This window comes from Nocardioides ureilyticus (assembly GCF_051280745.1).
GTDB lineage: Bacteria > Actinomycetota > Actinomycetes > Propionibacteriales > Nocardioidaceae > Nocardioides.
Window position 1 is genome coordinate 1 of the sequence record NZ_JBNCOG010000009.1, and the last position, 15,531, is coordinate 15,531.

At 74.1% G+C, this 15,531-nt stretch carries 14 protein-coding genes and 1 pseudogene; 10 read left to right on the top strand and 5 right to left on the bottom strand.

All coding sequences use genetic code 11. The annotated features are described in order from the left end of the window. Positions 1–214: pseudogene (locus ACSMHG_RS06705) on the top strand (hypothetical protein); the annotation flags it as partial. Between the two features lie 98 nt (positions 215–312). On the opposite strand, the gene ACSMHG_RS06710 reads toward ACSMHG_RS06705, so the two are convergent. The 3 genes from ACSMHG_RS06710 to cofD form a co-directional block, all read right to left on the bottom strand. Continuing rightward, positions 313–1,065 (bottom strand): DUF3105 domain-containing protein, encoded by a 753-nt coding sequence (locus tag ACSMHG_RS06710; protein WP_435742967.1) that lies wholly within the window; start codon positions 1,063–1,065, stop codon positions 313–315. 74 nt (positions 1,066–1,139) lie between these two features. Next, positions 1,140–2,087 carry a coenzyme F420-0:L-glutamate ligase gene (cofE, locus tag ACSMHG_RS06715; protein WP_435742969.1) on the bottom strand — a complete coding sequence of 316 codons (948 nt, stop codon included), beginning with the start codon at positions 2,085–2,087 and terminating at the stop codon, positions 1,140–1,142. 53 nt (positions 2,088–2,140) lie between these two features. Next, positions 2,141–3,157, bottom strand: a complete 1,017-nt coding sequence (gene cofD, locus ACSMHG_RS06720; RefSeq protein WP_435742972.1) for a 2-phospho-L-lactate transferase — start codon at positions 3,155–3,157, stop codon at positions 2,141–2,143. Between the two features lie 219 nt (positions 3,158–3,376). Between cofD and ACSMHG_RS06725 the strand changes: the two genes are divergently transcribed. The 3 genes from ACSMHG_RS06725 (at position 3,377) to ACSMHG_RS06735 (ending at position 7,947) form a co-directional block, all read left to right on the top strand. Then, positions 3,377–3,634: a WhiB family transcriptional regulator gene (locus ACSMHG_RS06725; protein WP_435742974.1), complete on the top strand. Its 258-nt coding sequence runs from the start codon at positions 3,377–3,379 to the stop codon at positions 3,632–3,634. A gap of 78 nt (positions 3,635–3,712) precedes the next feature. Further along, positions 3,713–6,568, top strand: a complete 2,856-nt coding sequence (locus tag ACSMHG_RS06730; RefSeq protein WP_435742976.1) for a glycosyltransferase family 2 protein — start codon at positions 3,713–3,715, stop codon at positions 6,566–6,568. After that, a complete protein-coding gene (locus ACSMHG_RS06735) occupies positions 6,565–7,947 on the top strand; it encodes a DUF5719 family protein (protein WP_435742978.1) in 1,383 nt (460 codons plus the stop codon). The genes ACSMHG_RS06730 and ACSMHG_RS06735 overlap by 4 nt, the downstream gene beginning before the upstream one ends. A 215-nt stretch (positions 7,948–8,162) precedes the next feature. Here the strand turns inward: ACSMHG_RS06735 and ACSMHG_RS06740 are convergent, their stop codons facing one another. Next, a complete protein-coding gene (locus ACSMHG_RS06740) occupies positions 8,163–9,416 on the bottom strand; it encodes an HNH endonuclease signature motif containing protein (protein ID WP_435742980.1) in 1,254 nt (417 codons plus the stop codon). A gap of 441 nt (positions 9,417–9,857) precedes the next feature. After that, complete coding sequence (locus ACSMHG_RS06745) at positions 9,858–10,301, bottom strand: metallopeptidase family protein (protein ID WP_435742982.1); 444 nt, start codon at positions 10,299–10,301, stop codon at positions 9,858–9,860. A 48-nt stretch (positions 10,302–10,349) separates the two neighbouring features. Here ACSMHG_RS06745 and ACSMHG_RS06750 point away from each other — a divergent pair, with 48 nt between their 5' ends. The 6 genes from ACSMHG_RS06750 (at position 10,350) to ACSMHG_RS06775 (ending at position 15,489) form a co-directional block, all read left to right on the top strand. Beyond that, positions 10,350–10,712 (top strand): DUF3499 domain-containing protein, encoded by a 363-nt coding sequence (locus ACSMHG_RS06750; RefSeq protein ID WP_435742984.1) that lies wholly within the window; start codon positions 10,350–10,352, stop codon positions 10,710–10,712. Positions 10,713–10,745: 33 nt separating this feature from the next. Next, positions 10,746–12,131: a phosphomannomutase/phosphoglucomutase gene (locus ACSMHG_RS06755; RefSeq protein ID WP_435742986.1), complete on the top strand. Its 1,386-nt coding sequence runs from the start codon at positions 10,746–10,748 to the stop codon at positions 12,129–12,131. Further along, positions 12,131–12,307 (top strand): Trm112 family protein, encoded by a 177-nt coding sequence (locus ACSMHG_RS06760; protein ID WP_435742988.1) that lies wholly within the window; start codon positions 12,131–12,133, stop codon positions 12,305–12,307. Before ACSMHG_RS06755 ends, ACSMHG_RS06760 begins: the two co-directional genes overlap by 1 nt. Positions 12,308–12,314: 7 nt before the next feature. Then, complete coding sequence (locus tag ACSMHG_RS06765) at positions 12,315–13,340, top strand: SIS domain-containing protein (protein ID WP_435742990.1); 1,026 nt, start codon at positions 12,315–12,317, stop codon at positions 13,338–13,340. A gap of 85 nt (positions 13,341–13,425) precedes the next feature. Then, positions 13,426–14,532, top strand: a complete 1,107-nt coding sequence (locus ACSMHG_RS06770) for an acyltransferase family protein (RefSeq protein ID WP_435742992.1) — start codon at positions 13,426–13,428, stop codon at positions 14,530–14,532. A 9-nt stretch (positions 14,533–14,541) separates the two neighbouring features. After that, positions 14,542–15,489: a DUF808 domain-containing protein gene (locus ACSMHG_RS06775; RefSeq protein ID WP_435742994.1), complete on the top strand. Its 948-nt coding sequence runs from the start codon at positions 14,542–14,544 to the stop codon at positions 15,487–15,489. The last annotated feature ends 42 nt before the right edge of the window (positions 15,490–15,531 follow it).

The window sequence follows — 15,531 nt, forward strand, 5'->3', positions numbered from 1 at the left end:
CCGCCACCACCGGATCAAGACCCACGGCGGCTGGACCTACGAGCCCCTCGTGGCCGGCACCTACCTGTGGACCAGCCCGCACCGACTGCGCTACCTCGTCGACCCCACCGGCACCCACGACGCCAACGGGCATCACCACCACCACGACCGCCCCGGCCCAGCCAAGACCAGACCCCAGGCCAGACCCGTGGCCGGCGAACCACCCGACCAGTAACCACCCCGCCCCCCACCCCCGCCGCAGCACCACCCGGCGGGGGCACAGCCACGCCCGGGCAAACCGGGCCCCGACCGGTGGGCCGGGGCCGGCTCGGGTCACATGGCGTTCGGCTCGGGGGAGTCCATGTAGGGGTACTCGATCATGAAGTCCTCGAGCGCCTCGCCGGACGGCTCCGAGCAGTACTGCCAGACGCCGACCTGGTTCGTCGTGTCGGCCGCGTCGGCGCCGCCGATCGACCAGTGGGTGTAAGCGATGTGCTGGCCGTCGGGGAAGGGCTCGCCGTCCTCGCTGGTCCACGGCACCGCCTTGAACTTCAGGCGCATGTTGGACGTGCCCTTGAACTTGTCGGCGATCGCCCGGATCGTGTCCATCATCTGCTCGTCCTCGGCCGCCGTCTCGTCGTACCAGAGGATCGTGTAGCCGTGCTCGGAGTTGTGCACGAGCGACTCGAGCTCGGGGCGGTCGCCGGCGCTGTAGAACTTCCGCTCCATCGGGTCGGGCGCGACGTTCAGCTCGTTCCAGTGCGGCCCGAAGGCCGGCGGGGCGAACTCGTAGTCGACCTGGGTGCCGGTGTCGACGTGGTTGCCGCTGCCCTCGGTCGCCGGCTCGGTGGTGATCTCCTGGCAGACCGAGGCCGGCCCCCCGATCGACGCGAGCTCGATGTCGTTGAACTTGCGCAGGTCCCACCAGTCCACGATCGGCTTGTACGCCGCGGCGCCGACGATCAACAGGGCGACGAGGACACAGACGCTGATGATCGCGGAGCTGCGCCGCTTGTCGGCGCTCTTCTGCTTCTTGCGGATCTGGTCGATGACCGCCTGACGGTCGTTCTTGGCTTTCTTGGCCACGGCGCGGTGTTCCTCGAGGACTCGGGGGTGTGGGGCGGGAGCGGTTGGGGTACCGCACCTCTCAGGCCGGAAGTCTAGGAGACTGCCGGTCGCAGCCGTGCCACGACGGCGGAGCGGACCTCCGCTTGCTCCAGCTCGACCTGCCACCCGTGGGCGAAGGCGAGCGCCGCGACCGCCTCCGGACGGTCGGTCCGCACCAGCAGCCCGCCCGGCTCCGGCGTCGGTTCCGCCGCGGTCACGCGGGCCAGGACCGCGGCCAGCTCCTCCGCGGGGGCGGGCGCGCCGAACGGCGCCCGGTCCGCGGAGTCGCCCAGCAGCGCGCGCACGACCGCCTCCCGGGCGCCGTACCCGAAGAGGTCGCCGCCCTCGGGCCGCACGAGTGCGCGGGCGCCGGGTCCGTCGTCGTCGGGAGCCAGCACCAGGTCGGCCCGCCCGCGGACGACGGCGAACGGCCGGCCGCCCAGCTTGCCCTGCGCCAGCTCCGCCGCTCCGGCCAGCTCGTCGGCGACCGCGGGCGCGGTGACGGCGAGGGGGTTGCCGTAGGCATCGACCCGACCGGCGTGGTCCTCGCTCACCAGGAGCCCTGCGACGCCGATGGCGATGTCCGTCTGGCCCTCGCGCCAGGCCCGGCCGGCGGTGTCGGTGACGACCACGCCGACGTTCCGGCCGGTGCGCGCGCGCAGCTCGGACCGCAGCCGCCGGGCCGAGGCGTCGGGGTCCTCGGGCAGCAGCACGACGGACCCGAGCTCGACGTTGCTCGCGTCGATGCCCGCCGCGGCCATGGTGAGCCCGTGCCGGGTGCGCACGATGGTCGTGGGCCCCCGGCGGGCCACCACGCGGACGGTCTCGTCGGCGAGCACGTCGTCCCGCGTCGCGCCGGGGACGACCCGGCCCTCCGCCTTGCTGACGACCTTGCTCGTCACGAGCACGACGTCGCCGTCGGCGAGCTCCGCCAGGTCCAGCAGCAGGCCGGCCAGGTCGTCGCCCGCCCGCACCTCCGGGACACCGTCGGGTGCGGTCACCACCAGGGGGCCGCGGGGGCCGCCGGTCCCACGAGGTGCTCCAGGCGCCGGGGTCATCCCTGCGCCAGCCGGACGGCGGCGGCGGCCATCGCCGCGGTGGCGTCCGCGTCGGTCATCATCAGCGGTACGGCGTCGCACCGGATGCCCGCCGCCCGCACCTCGGCGACCTGCTCGGCGTCGCGCTCGTCGACCAGCCAGGCGTCGAGCACGCCGTCGGCCGAGCGGGCGCCGTAGTGGCGGCCGACCGCGCCGGCGCTGACCTCGACCCCGATGGCGGTCAGCATCTGCTCGGCCATGCCGTGGACGTGGCTCGACCCGACGATGGGGGAGAGGCCCACCACTGGTGCGCGGGTCACCCGCAGCACGTCACGCACGTCGGGGACGCCGAGGATCGTGCCGACGGAGACCACCGGGTTCGACGGCGGGAGCAGGACCAGGTCGGCGTCCGTGATCGCGTCGAGGACCCCGGGGCCCGGAGTGGTCTGGTCGAGCCCCACGACGACGACCGCCTCGGCCGGCACCGAGGCGCGCAAGCGGACCCAGTACTCCTGGAAGTGGACCACTCGGCGGCCGCTGGGTGAGTCGTCGTCGGCGATCGCAACGTGGGTCTCCACCCGGTCGTCGGTCATCGGGAGCAGGCGCACCCGGTCGCCGTACGTCGGTCGCAGCCACCGCCGGCACAGGGCCTCGGTCACCTGCGAGAGCGGGTAGCCCGCCTCGAGCATCTGGGTCCGGACCAGGTGCGTCGCGACGTCGCGGTCGCCGAGCCCGAACCACGTCGGCTCCACGCCGTACTCCGCCAGCTCCGTGCGCACGCTCCAGGTCTCGTCGCGCCGACCCCAGCGCCGGACTGGGTCGATGCCGTCGCCCAGCGTGTACATCACGGTGTCCAGGTCGGGGCAGACCTTGAGCCCGTGGACCCACAGGTCGTCGGCGGTGTTCGCGACGACGGTGACCTCGGCGTCCTCGGCGACGCCGGGGAGCGCGCCGGTCGCGATGCCGTGGAGCAGGCCCTGCAGGAAACGGGCCCCGCCGGTGCCGCCGGCCAGGACGGTGATCTGCTTGATCATGGGTGCCATCATCCCGTCGACGGCGGGCCAGCCGGACGGTGGCCCGGGCGGTGCCGGGCATGGCCCGATCGGGTGGTTGTGGGCCTATAGCAGATCCGGGCTTGACTCCTGGTGCACGACAGGCATGTAATTCCCACAGTGTCATTGTTGACTGTCGGCGTGTCGTTGGGACACCGGGCAGCAGCACACATGCATCACCGGGTCGAAAGGGCGAGTGCCGTGAGAGAACTCTTTCTCCTCGACGGGGACGCCGAGGAAACAGGTTGGCAGGAGCGTGCCCTGTGCGCCCAGACCGACCCCGAGGCGTTCTTCCCCGAGAAGGGTGGATCGACGAGGGAGGCCAAGAAGGTCTGTCTCAGCTGTGAGGTGCGGACCGAGTGCCTGGAGTCCGCGCTGATGAACGACGAGCGGTTCGGCATCTGGGGCGGGCTCTCCGAGAGGGAACGCCGCAAGCTGAAGAAGAGCGCGGTCGTCTGAGAAGGGGACCCCGACCGGGAGCGGTCGGGGTCCTTCGTATTTCGGGGGCTTCGCGCGGTCCCCGTAGGGTCTGCCGACGTGGTCGCCCCGGGTCGAGTCGTCGCGCTGCTGGTCAGCCACGACGGAGCCCGCTGGCTGCCGGCGGTGCTCGAGGGCCTGCGGGCACAGACCCGGCCGGTCGACGCGGTGGTGGCCGTCGACACCGGCAGCCGCGACGGCAGCCGGGAGCTGGTCGAGGCGGCGCTCACCACCCTGCCCGCCGGTCGCCTCGTCGAGGCGCCGCGCGCGACGTCGTACCCGGCCGCGGTCGAGCTCGGCCTGGCCCACGCCGGTGACGCCGAGTGGGTGTGGCTCCTCCACGACGACAGCAACCCCGACCCCGGCGCCCTCGAGGCGCTGCTCGAGGCCGCCCGCCAGGACCCGGACGCGGACGTGCTCGGCCCGAAGCTGCGTGAGTGGCCTTCGCTGCGGCGGCTGCTCGAGGTCGGCCTCACCATCTCCGGCACCGGGCGCCGCGAGACCGGCCTGGAGCGTGGGGAGTACGACCAGGGACAGCACGACGAGGTCCGGACCGTGCTCGCGGTCAACACCGCAGGCATGCTGGTGCGCCGCTCGGTGCTCGAGGCGCTCGACGGCTTCGACGACCAGCTGCCGATCTTCGGCAACGACGTCGACTTCGGCTGGCGTGCCGCGGCAGCCGGCCACCGCACCGTCGTCGTGCCGCAGGCCGTCGTCTTCCACGCCGAGGCCGCCCACCGGGGGCTGCGCCGCACGCCGCTGACCGGGCGGCACACGCACTACCAGGAGCGCCGCGCGGCGCTCTTCACCCTGCTGGCCAACTCCCGCGCCCGCTCGCTTCCGTTCCAGCTGGTCCGGCTCGGCCTCGGGACCCTGCTGCGCGTCGTCGGCTTCCTGCTCGTCCGCTCCGTCGGCGAGGCTCTCGACGAGCTCGCGGCCCTCGTCTCGGTCTACTCCCGGCCCGGCGCGGTCCACGCCGCCCGCCGCGAGCGCCAGCGCCGTCAGGTCCGGGAGCCGGCCGACGTGCGCCGGCTGCTCGCGCCGCCGTGGCTGCCCTACCGCCACGGCCTGGACTTCCTCAGCGACCTCGCCGCGGCGGCGACCAACCAGGCCGCGGACGTCGCGGAGCGGCGGCGCGCCGCGCGGGCCGCGCTCGACCCGTCGTCGATGGCGGCCCGCCGCCGGGACCTCGACGAGGACGAGGAGTACGCCGACACCGGCGTCGTCGCCCGCTTCCTCACCAATCCCGTGGCCGTCGCCCTCGCCGTCGTGGTCCTCGCCCTGCTCGTCGGTGCCCGCGACGCCTACGGTGCCGTGGCCGGTGGCGGCCTCTCGCCGGTCCCCGAGTCGGTGGGCGAGTGGCGGGAGCTCCACCTCGAGCACTGGCACGCGCTCGGCCAGGGGACGGGCGTCCCGGCACCGCCGTACCTGGCCCCGCTCGCGCTGCTCGGCACCCTCGTCGGGACGACCGCCGCGGTCAGCGCCGTGCTCGTCCTGGCCGCGCCCGTTGCGCTGTGGGGTGCCTGGCGCCTGCTGCGGGTGGTGGGCCGCTTCGTCTCGCCGCGGGGCGCCCCTCGGTGGCTGCTGCTGTGGGGCGCCACGACCTGGTCGCTGGTGGCCGTGGCCAGCGGCGCGTGGGGCGCGGGCCGGCTGGGACCGGTGGTCGGCGCGGCCGTGCTCCCGTGGCTGGCCCACGCCGCGCTCGGGTTCGCCGACCCGGAGGCCGACCGCCGGTGGCGAGCCGGGTGGCGCACCGGCGCGCTCCTGGCCCTGACCGCGGCGTTCGCCCCGGTCGTCTGGCCGTTCGCGGTGGTGCTCGGCGTGGTGGTCCTCGCCGCGTCGTACGCCGTCGTCCGCTCGGGCCTGCGGGACCGGTCGGTGTGGGGGCCGCCCGTCGTCGCCCTGGCCGTGCCGCTCGCCCTGCTCGCGCCGTGGTGGCTGCCGTCGGTGACCGAGCGCGCGGCGGAGGGGCTGCTCCTGGGGCCCGGCCGGGTGCCGGGGCCGACGGTCGACGGCCTCGACCTCCTTGCCGGCCGGCTCGGTGGCCTGGCCGACGCCCTCGGCGCGCCGTGGTGGCTCGGCGTCGTCGTGCCCGCGCTGGCCTTGGCCGCGCTCGTCCCGCGGAGCACCCGCGTGCCGGTCCTGGTCTGCTGGATCGTCGCGGCCGTGGCGGCGGGCACCGCCGCGGTGCTCTCGACGGTCACCCTCTCCCTCGCGGCGGTCGAGGTCGGCCCCGCGCTCGGCGTCCTGGTGCTCGTGCTGCACGGCGCCTTCGTCGTGGCCGCGGTCCTCGGCGGTCAGGGAGCCCCGCGGCGGGTCGCGGCGGTCCTGACGGCGGTCGCGAGCGTGGTGCCGCTCGGTGGCCTGGCGTGGTTCCTCACCGTCGACAGCCGGCTCGACGACGAGCCGACCGACGGCATCCCGGCGTACATGGTCCAGGCCGCGACCGCCGACGAGAGCCGCGGGATCCTGGTCCTCCGCGGGTCGGTCGAGGACGGCTTGCGCTGGGTGGTTCGGCGCGGCGACGGCGTCACGCTGGGCGAGGACGAGATCCTCGCGCTCGCGCCGGAGGACACCGGCCTCACCGACGACGTCCGCGCCCTGGTCTCCCGCCCCACCCCCGCGCTGGTCGGCGACCTCGCCGACCGAGGGATCGAGTACGTCGTGCTGCCGGCGCCCGCGGACGGCGACGTGGCGGCCGCCCTCGACGCGACCGCCGGCCTGGACCAGGCGAGCGCCGGTGAGCTCGGCATGCGCGCCTGGCAGGTCGACCGTCCGGTGGCCGAGGACGCTGTCGACGGACCCGGGTCGTGGTGGCGGGTGCTGCTGCTGGTCGTCCAGGGCGTGGCGTTGGTGTGGGTACTGGTGCTGTGTGCGCCGACCACCCGCCGGGTCGTGGAACGGAAGAGAGCATGAGCGCCTCGAGCCGGCGGCCGGCGCGGTCCACCCGCTGGCGTCCGGACGTGACCGTCGTGCTCGCGGTCGTGCTGCCGCTCGTCACCGGCGGCGCCGTCCTGCTGACCGGCACGGAGCCGCCGTCGGCGCCGGGCCGGCCGCCGACGGAGACGGCGCTGTCCGCGGTGTCGCTCGTCTGCCCCCCGGGTCGGTCGGGACCGACGCCGACCCTGGTGACCAGCGGCGCGGGTGGCTCGGGGCGGCTGGAGGTCGCCGGCGAGCGGGTCCGGGTGCGCGCCGGTGAGGTCGCGGCCGTCGACACCGACGACGGCCCGGTCGTGGTGGAGGGCCAGGACGGGCTGGCTCCCGGCCTGGTGGCGAGCAGGTTCGACGAGCAGCCGCTGGCTGCCACGGAGTGCCGGGCGCCCGCTCCCGAGCAGTGGTTCACCGGTGCCGGTGCCGCGGCGGGGCACTCCTCGGTGATCGAGCTGGTCAACCCGGACAACGGCCCGGCGATCGTCGACGTGGTGGTGACCGGCCGGTCCGGCGTCGTCGACGTTCCGGCGCTCCGTGGCGTGTCGGTCCCGGGGGGCGAGGCGCTGCGGCTGGACCTGGCCGAGATCGTGCCGCGCCGTGACGAGCTGGCGCTCCGGGTGACCACGCAGCGCGGCCGGGTGCACGCGTCGGTCCTCGACACGGTCGACGAGCTGGGCGCCGGTGTGCGTGCTCAGGAGTGGTTGTCCGGGCAAGCCGAGCCGCAGGCGGAGTCGACGCTGCTGGGCCTGCCCGCGGGGCCCGGCGCGCGGACGCTGCTGCTGGCCAATCCCGGCGACTCGGAGGTGCGAGCGGCGATCCGGGTCGTGGGGGAGCAGTCGGTCTTCACACCCGAGGGCATGAAGGAGGTCCGTGTCGGCCCCCAGAGCGTGGAACGGGTCGACCTCGGCGTGGCCCTCGCCGGTGTTGCCCGCGACGGCGCGATCGGCCTCCAGGTGTCCGCGACCGCGCCGGTCACGGCGACGCTGCGCTCCTTCGTCGGCGGGGATCTCTCCCACGCCGTGCCGGCCGGTGCCTTCGCGGGGCCGACCACCGCGCTCGTGCCTCCCGGCACGAAGCGGCTGCTGGTCACCGGGGCGGAGTCGACGGGCGCGGTCGAGATCGTGGCCCAGGACGCCTCAGGCGAGGAGCTCGCCTCGCGCCGGGTCGGCCTCACGCCCGACCGCGGCTTCGCCGTCGACCTGCCCGACGGCACCGTGCGCCTCACCGTCACCCCCGAGCGCACTCCCGTGGTCGCGGCGGTCCTCGCCGGCGGGGACGGCGGCGGCACGAGCGTCGTCCGGCTGCGCGAGCTCGTGCTCTCCGGCCTGGTCCCCGCAGTCCGGCCAGGGCTCCCCGCGTCCTGAGCCCTGGCCGGGCCCGGTGGTCGGGCAGGCTGTTTCGGTGGTCGAGCTTGTCGAGACCACGTTCGGTGGTCGAGCAGGCTGTTTCGGTGGTCGAGCTTGTCGAGACCACGTCCTGTTCGGTGGTCGAGCTTGTCGAGACCACGGGCCTGTTCGGTGGTTGAGCAGGCTGTTTCGGTGGTCGAGCTTGTCGAGACCACGCGTGTAGTGCCGTCGGCCTAGGTCCGTCGGTGGAAGGTGACGCTGCCGTCGGGATGTCGCTGGGTGTCGTAGGTGGGGTCGTGGATGCGGGCGTGGTGGTGGGGGCAGAGGTTGCGGGCGTTGGCGAGGTCGGTGGGCCCGCTGGAGTGCCAGGGGGTGTCGTGGTGGGCGTGGCAGAGGTGGGCGGGCCAGTCGCAGCCGACGGTGGTGCAGGTGGGTTGTTGCTGGTTGAGTGCGGTGCGTTGGGCTTTGGTGAAGAGGCGGGTGGTGCGGCCGAGGTCGAGGACCTCGCTGTGGGTGCCGAGGGCGGCGGGGATGATGCCTGCTTCGCAGGCGAGGCGGCGGGCGTGGGCGGCGGAGATGACGCCGCCGGTGTCGAGGGAGGCGTGGCGCAGGCCGCCGAGGAGGGTGTGGAGGTCCATGGTGACCACGACGGTGGCGTTGGTGCCGCCGAGGTCGGGGAGCCGGTCGGCGGGGAACCGCTCGATCAGCTCGACCAATGCCGTGCCGAGGCGTTCGGGTGAGGGGCGGCGTTCGTAGGTGCCGGCGCCGTCGGTGGCGGTGAGGTGCTTGGGCGCCGAGAGCGCCAGCAGGGCCTTGTGGAGCATCTGTCCCTGCGCCTCGGGGACGCTGAACTTCCCCACCATGCTCCCGCGACCGTCGGGACAGATCGTGAGGAAGGCGCGCGCCGCAGCGGCCTGCTCCTCCCGCTCCAACGCACGGGCGTCGTGGGCCTCGCCGATCTCGGGTGCGATGACGGTGAGCAGGTGCTTGCCGATGATGGCGAGCGCCCTGGGGCCGTGGTCGGCGGCCTCAGTGACGAGGTGCTGCTCCGCTTTGGCCAGCACCTCAGTGTCGAGGTCGTCGGGGAGCGCGTCCAACGCCCGGGTGATCACGCGGGCCTGCTCGGCGTTCACCCCACCAGCAGCGAGTGCCTCCCGCACGAGGGGGAACCGCCCCAACGCCTCCGCGAGCCGCACCCGGCCGGCGGCGGCACGCCGGTCCTGCTTGGTGGCGTGGGCCCACCAGCTCGCCGTCGACGTCGCACCGGTCTGCTGCTCAACACCGACCTCACCAGCGTGCGCGGCCACCCGCAGCTCCAGCTCCGCGACCTGCGCCGCCAAGCGCGTCAGCTCCACCAGCGTCGCGCCGGTCTCCCCAGGCCCCAGGCCGAACAACGGCACCTCCGCCAGCCCGTCCAGCTCCTCACGCAGCCGCGCGACCGCACGCGAGACCGGGTGGTCTCCGCCGGGTCGCAGGTCCTTGGCCATGACCCCACTCAAGCACCCGCCACCGACAGTCCCAGATACTGTTTCCGCACGTCAGGGCCGGTCCGCGAGTTGTCCACAGGGCGCGTCCCGACCGTGATCTGCACAGGCGAGCGGGCTCGACCGCCGGGCCGGGTTGTGGTCTCGACAAGCTCGACCACCGAAGCCCTGCTCGACCACCAAAAGGGGCCGTGGTCTCGACAGGCTCGACCACCGAGAGTCGCCCTGCTCGACCGCCGGGCCGTGGTCTCGACAGGCTCGACCACCGAATGGGGCGTGGTCTCGACAGCTCGACCACCGAATGGGGGCGTGGTCTCGACAGGCTCGACCACCGAATAGAGCGTGGTCTCGACAGGCTCGACCACCGATCAGCCAGCTCGACCACCGAAAGGGGGCGTGGTCTCGACAGGCTCGACCACCGTGACAGGCACCCGGCCGCAGGCCTCAGTCCTCGTCGTCGCCGTACCGCGGATCGACGACGCCGGGCTCGACCCCGAGCAGCTCGGCGACCTGCTCCACCACCACGCCGTGCAGCAGCGCCTCCAGCTCCGAGCGGCTCTCGGCGCGGTGCTCGATCGGGCGCCGGAAGACGACGATGCGCGACGGTTCGCCTCCCGACCCGCGCACGAGCGAGGCGAGCGGCACCACCGGCGGGTCCCAGTCGTCCGGCACCTGAGGGGCGTCCTCGACGGCGTACTCCACCAGTCCGAGGTGGTCCTGCCAGCGGGTGTCGACCTCGGTGACGATGTCGAGCACGAGGTCGTCGAAGCGCTCCCGCGCGGTGCGCAGCTCCGGGCGGCCCGGCACCCGCGGCACGACGCCCGGCCCGCGCTGGCCACGGCCCCGGCGGTCGCGCGTGCGACGGTGGCGGGGCGCCGGCTGTTCCATCCCGCGAGCCTAGACCGAGCCGGCGCCCTCGGGAGGTACGGTCTGGGCGTGAGTACCGCCCGTCGTTGCAGCCGCACCGCCTGCGGCCGTCGCGCGACCAGCACGCTCACCTACGTCTACGCCGACCAGACCGCCGTGCTCGGGCCCCTCGCCACCTACGCCGAGCCGCATGCCTACGACCTCTGCGACGCCCACAGCGAGCGGCTCTCGGCCCCGCGGGGCTGGGAGGTGCTGCGCCTGGCCCCGGACCCGGCGGCCCAGGGACCCTCGACCGACGACCTGCTGGCGCTCGCGGACGCCGTCCGCGAGGCGGCCCGACCGGTCTCGCAGGTGGTGCGGCTCCCTCCCTCGGAGGAGGGCGGCCGGGAGCGTGGACGCCGCGGGCACCTGCGGGTGCTCAGCACCGACTGACGCAGTCGACGCGCGCATCGTTAGGGTGCGGCCATGGCCGACACCCTCGACCCGGCGAACGTCGCCGCCGTCTTCAAGGCGTACGACGTCCGCGGCACGGTGCCGGACCAGCTGGACGACGCGTTCGCCCGCGCGACCGGCCGCGCCTTCGTCGAGGTGGTCGGGGCCCGCACCGTGGTGGTCGGGCACGACATGCGCCCGAGCAGCCCCTCGATGGCCGCGGCCTTCGCCGAGGGAGCGACCGCCGCGGGCGCCGACGTGGTGCAGATCGGTCTGGCCTCCACCGACCAGCTCTACTTCGCCTCCGGCCACCTCGGCGTGCCGGGTGCGATGTTCACCGCCAGCCACAACCCCGCCCAGTACAACGGCATCAAGCTGTGCCGGGCGCACGCACAGCCGGTCGGCATGGAGAGCGGGCTGGGCGAGGTCCGCGACCTCGTCGGATCGGGTGCCCCGGCCGCCGCACCCCCGGACGGCCCGACCGGCTCCGTCACCGAGCAGGACGTGCTGGCGGCGTACGCCGAGCACTTGCTCTCCCTGGCACCGGTGCGTGGCCGCCGGCTCAAGGTCGTGGTCGACGCCGGCAACGGCATGGCGGGGCACACGGCACCGGCCGTCTTCCAGCGGCTGGGCCCCGGTCAGGTCGAGCTGGTGCCGATGTACTTCGAGCTCGACGGCACCTTCCCGCACCACGAGGCGAACCCGATCGAGCCGGAGAACCTCCGCGACCTCCAGGCCACGGTGCTCGAGACGGGCGCCGACGTCGGCCTGGCCTTCGACGGCGACGCCGACCGTTGCTTCCTCGTCGACGAGGAGGGACGCAACGTCTCGCCGAGCACGCTCACCGCGCTCATCGCCGCGCGGGAGCTGGCCAAGGAGCCCGGAGCGACGATCATCCACAACCTGATCACCAGCCGGGCGGTGCCCGAGCTGGTCGCGGAGCTGGGCGGCACGCCGGTCCGCACCCGGGTGGGCCACTCGTTCATCAAAGCGACCATGGCCGAGACCGACGCGGTCTTCGGCGGTGAGCACAGCGGCCACTTCTACTTCCGCGACTTCTGGCGCGCCGACTCCGGCATGCTCGCGGCGCTGCACGCGCTCGCGGCGCTGGCGGAGGTCGACGTCCCGCTCTCCCGGCTGCTCGCGCCGTACGAGCGCTACCCCGTCAGCGGGGAGCTCAACTCGACGGTCGGCGACCAGGCGGCCGTGCTGGCGCACCTCGAGGCGGCGTACGCCGGTCGCGAGGGGGTCGCCACCGACCACCTCGACGGGCTGACGGTGAGCCACGCAGACTGGACCTTCAACGTGCGGCCCTCGAACACCGAGCCGCTGCTCCGCCTCAACGCCGAGGGCAAGGACGAGCCGACCATGGCGGCCGTCCGCGACGAGGTCCTCGCCATGATCCGCCAGGAGGGCTGATGAACATCGACCAAGGGCTGCTCGACATCATCGTCTGCCCCCAGTGCCACGGCGACCTCCAGCCCGGCGAGCACGCCGGGGTCGAGGAGCTGGTCTGCCAGGGGGAGTGCGGCAACGCCTACCCCGTGCGGGACGACATCCCGGTGCTCCTGGTGGACGAGGCCCGGAAGCCGTGAGCCGGCGATGACCTGGTTCGACGAGTCCCGCCTCGACGACGAGACCGCGATCGGGGCGGCCGACCTGCGGTTCCGCACCCTCGCGGAGTCCGGCCCCCGGGTACGCCGGGAGTGCAGCGACGTGGCCGAGGCGGTGGCCGAGGCCGTCGCCCGCAACGGCGAGGCGCGCCCGCGTGCGGTCATCGCCGCCGGTCCGGACTCCCGGCTGCTGCGGGCCGTCCTCGAACCGTGGTGTCCCGTGCCGTTCGTAGCGTGGCCCGGCCCGACCCTGCCCGGATGGGCCGGCTCGCTCGACCTGGTCGTCGTCCTGGCGCCGGACGGGGCCGACCGGGGGACGGCGTCGGCGGTGGCCGAGGCGGTGCGCCGCGGCTGCCAGGTCGTGGTCGCCTGTCCGCCGACCTCGCTGGTCGGTGAGCACGCGGCGGGCCGGTGGAGCACCATCTTCCCGATCTCCACCAGCGACCCGCTGGCCACGGCGGTCGTGGTGCTCTCCTTCCTCGACCAGATCGGGCTCGGCCCGAGTGCCGAGCCGGACGTCGTCGCCGACGCCCTCGACGAGGTGGCCGTCACCTGCTCGCCCCACCGGGACCTGTCGATCAACCCGGCCAAGATGCTCGCGATCGCGCTGGCCGACGCCGCCCCCGTGGTCTGGGGCGGCTCCGTGCTGGCGGCCCGGGCCGCCCGACGGGTCGCCGAGTCGATCCGGCGCGCGAGCGGGCGCACGGCGCTCGCCGGCGACGTGGAGCAGGTGCTGCCGGTGATCGAGGCGGCCCGCCCGCGCGACGTCTTCGACGACCCGTTCAGCGAGGGCGGGGGAGACCTGCGACCGACGCTCCTGGTCCTCGACGACGGCAACGAGGACCCGGTCCTGCTCGGCCACCGCCGACGGTTGCTGGACGCCGCCGGCTCCCGAGGCGTACGTGTCGAGACCCTCACCACGGAGGCGCCCAGCGAGGTCGCGCGCTACGCGTCGCTGCTGCTGCAGGGCACGTGGGCGGCGGAGTACCTCCGGCTCGGGCTGGTCGACGACTGAGCCGTCGGCGGCGCACGCGGCGGCCGCCGGTCGGGTGAGACACCTCCTAGGCATGCCGGCCCGCCTGCGCGGGTAGCGGCCTGGGGTGCAGCGTGATCCGTGGTTCGACAACGCCAAGATGGCGCTGGTCACCCTGGTGGTGGTCGGCCATGCGCTCGTGCTGCTGCCGTCCGGCGACGTCCGCGACCACGGGTACGACTTCCTCTACGCCTGGCACGTGCCGGCGTTCGTCTTCGTCACCGGCTACCTCTCCCGCTCCTTCACCTGGGAGCGGCACCGGCTGTGGCAGCTGGTGCGGACGGTGGCGGTGCCGTACGTCGTCTTCGAGGCGGCGATCGCGGCGTTCCGGATCCATGTCGGAGGCGAGCGGCTCGAGGACCTGTGGGCCGATCCGCACTGGCCGATGTGGTACCTCTCCGCGCTCTTCTTCTGGCGGCTGCTCACCCCGGTCTTCCGGCCGATGATCGGGGGCGTGGTCGTCGCGGTCCTGGTCAGCCTCGTCGCGGGCCTCTACGCCGGTGACACGCTCGACCTCGCCCGCGTCCTCGGGCTGCTGCCCTTCTTCGTGCTGGGCCTGAAAGCCACGCCCGGGCACCTCGAGCTGCTCCGCGAGCGGTGGGTGCAGGTGTGCGCCGTCGGCGTCCTCGTCGCCATCTGGCTGCTCACCTCCCGCACCGACGACTGGGCGGCGACGGAGTGGCTCTACTACCGGTCGCGGTACGAGGCGCTGGACGTCAGCGACGGCCAGGCGTTCCTGACCCGGGCCTGCCTGCTGGTGATGGGCACGCTGGGCGCTTGGGCCTTCCTCGCGCTGGTGCCGCGGGTGGGTGGCTGGTTCAGCCGGATGGGCGCGGCGACGCTGGTCGTCTACCTCTTCCACGGCTTCGGCATCAAGGCCGCGGACTACGCGGGCTTCCCGTCCTGGGCCGAGCAGCACCCGCTCCTCGCCGCCGTGCTGGCCGTGGGCGGGGGCGTCGGGCTCTCGCTGCTCCTCGCGTGGACGCCGGTCGCCACGCGCCTGCAGCACCTCGTCGACCCGGTGGGCTCGGCGCAGACCCGGCTCGCCCACGCCCACGAGCTGCAGCGCGCCACGGTCGAGGCCGGGGTGATCGCCGAGGCGGTGGAGGGCGCGAGCCGGCGTGCCGAGCCCGCGCGGGGCCGGGAGCACGTCGGTCGCGGGCCCGTGCCCTAGGCTCCCGGCATGGCTGCGGGACTCTTCGGACTGCTCGACGACGTCGCCGCGCTGGCGCGGCTGGCGGCCGCCTCCGTGGACGACGTCGGCGCCGCCGCCGGCCGGGCGACCGGCAAGGCCGCCGGCGTGGTCATCGACGACACGGCCGTCACGCCGCAGTACGTCCACGGCGTCGCCGCGAACCGCGAGCTGCCGATGATCAAGCAGATCGCCGTCGGCTCGCTGCGCAACAAGCTGCTCTTCATCCTGCCCGCGGCTCTGCTGCTCAGCCAGTTCGCCGAGTTCCTGCTGACGCCGATCCTGATGCTCGGCGGCGCCTACCTCTGCTTCGAGGGGGCCGAGAAGATCTGGGGCAAGATCGCCGGGCACGACGACCACGCCGCCCCGGTCGCCGCGTCCGGGCCCGAGGCGGAGAAGTCGATGGTCGCCGGCGCCATCCGCACCGACTTCATCCTCTCCGCCGAGATCATGGTGATCTCGCTGAACGAGGTGGCCGACGAGGGCTTCTGGAGCCGCGCCGCGATCCTGGTCGTCGTCGCCCTGGCCATCACGCTGGCCGTCTACGGCGTCGTCGCGCTCATCGTGAAGATGGACGACATCGGGCTCCGCCTGACCCAGCGCACCTCGACGCTGGCCCGCAAGGTCGGCCACGGGCTGGTCGCCGGCATGCCGAAGGTGCTCGCCGTCATCTCCACCGTCGGCACGGCCGCCATGCTGTGGGTCGGTGGTCACATCGAGCTGGTCGGCCTCGCCGAGCTCGGCTGGCACGCGCCGTACGACCTGGTGCACCACCTCGAGGAGGAGGTGCACCACGCCGTCGAGGGCATCGGCGGGGTGCTCGCCTGGCTGGTCAACACCGCGGCCTCCGCGCTCTTCGGCCTCGTGCTCGGTGCGGTCGTCGTCGCCGTCGTGCACGTGCTGCCCTTCGGCCGCAAGGAGCACGGCGCCGCGCACTGAGCCCCGCCGGGGAAGGCACGCGCCGACGGGCGGTCGTCCGGG

Excerpts from the sequence above, each read along its gene's own strand:
- ACSMHG_RS06740 (WP_435742980.1), bottom strand. The coding sequence starts at position 9,416 with ATGGCCAAGGACCTGCGACCCGGCGGAGACCACCCGGTCTCGCGTGCG.
- ACSMHG_RS06760 (WP_435742988.1), top strand. The coding sequence starts at position 12,131 with ATGAACATCGACCAAGGGCTGCTCGACATCATCGTCTGCCCCCAGTGC.
- ACSMHG_RS06745 (WP_435742982.1), bottom strand. The coding sequence starts at position 10,301 with ATGGAACAGCCGGCGCCCCGCCACCGTCGCACGCGCGACCGCCGGGGC.
- ACSMHG_RS06775 (WP_435742994.1), top strand. The coding sequence starts at position 14,542 with ATGGCTGCGGGACTCTTCGGACTGCTCGACGACGTCGCCGCGCTGGCG.
- ACSMHG_RS06755 (WP_435742986.1), top strand. The coding sequence starts at position 10,746 with ATGGCCGACACCCTCGACCCGGCGAACGTCGCCGCCGTCTTCAAGGCG.
- ACSMHG_RS06765 (WP_435742990.1), top strand. The coding sequence starts at position 12,315 with ATGACCTGGTTCGACGAGTCCCGCCTCGACGACGAGACCGCGATCGGG.
- cofD (WP_435742972.1), bottom strand. The coding sequence starts at position 3,157 with ATGATCAAGCAGATCACCGTCCTGGCCGGCGGCACCGGCGGGGCCCGT.
- ACSMHG_RS06735 (WP_435742978.1), top strand. The coding sequence starts at position 6,565 with ATGAGCGCCTCGAGCCGGCGGCCGGCGCGGTCCACCCGCTGGCGTCCG.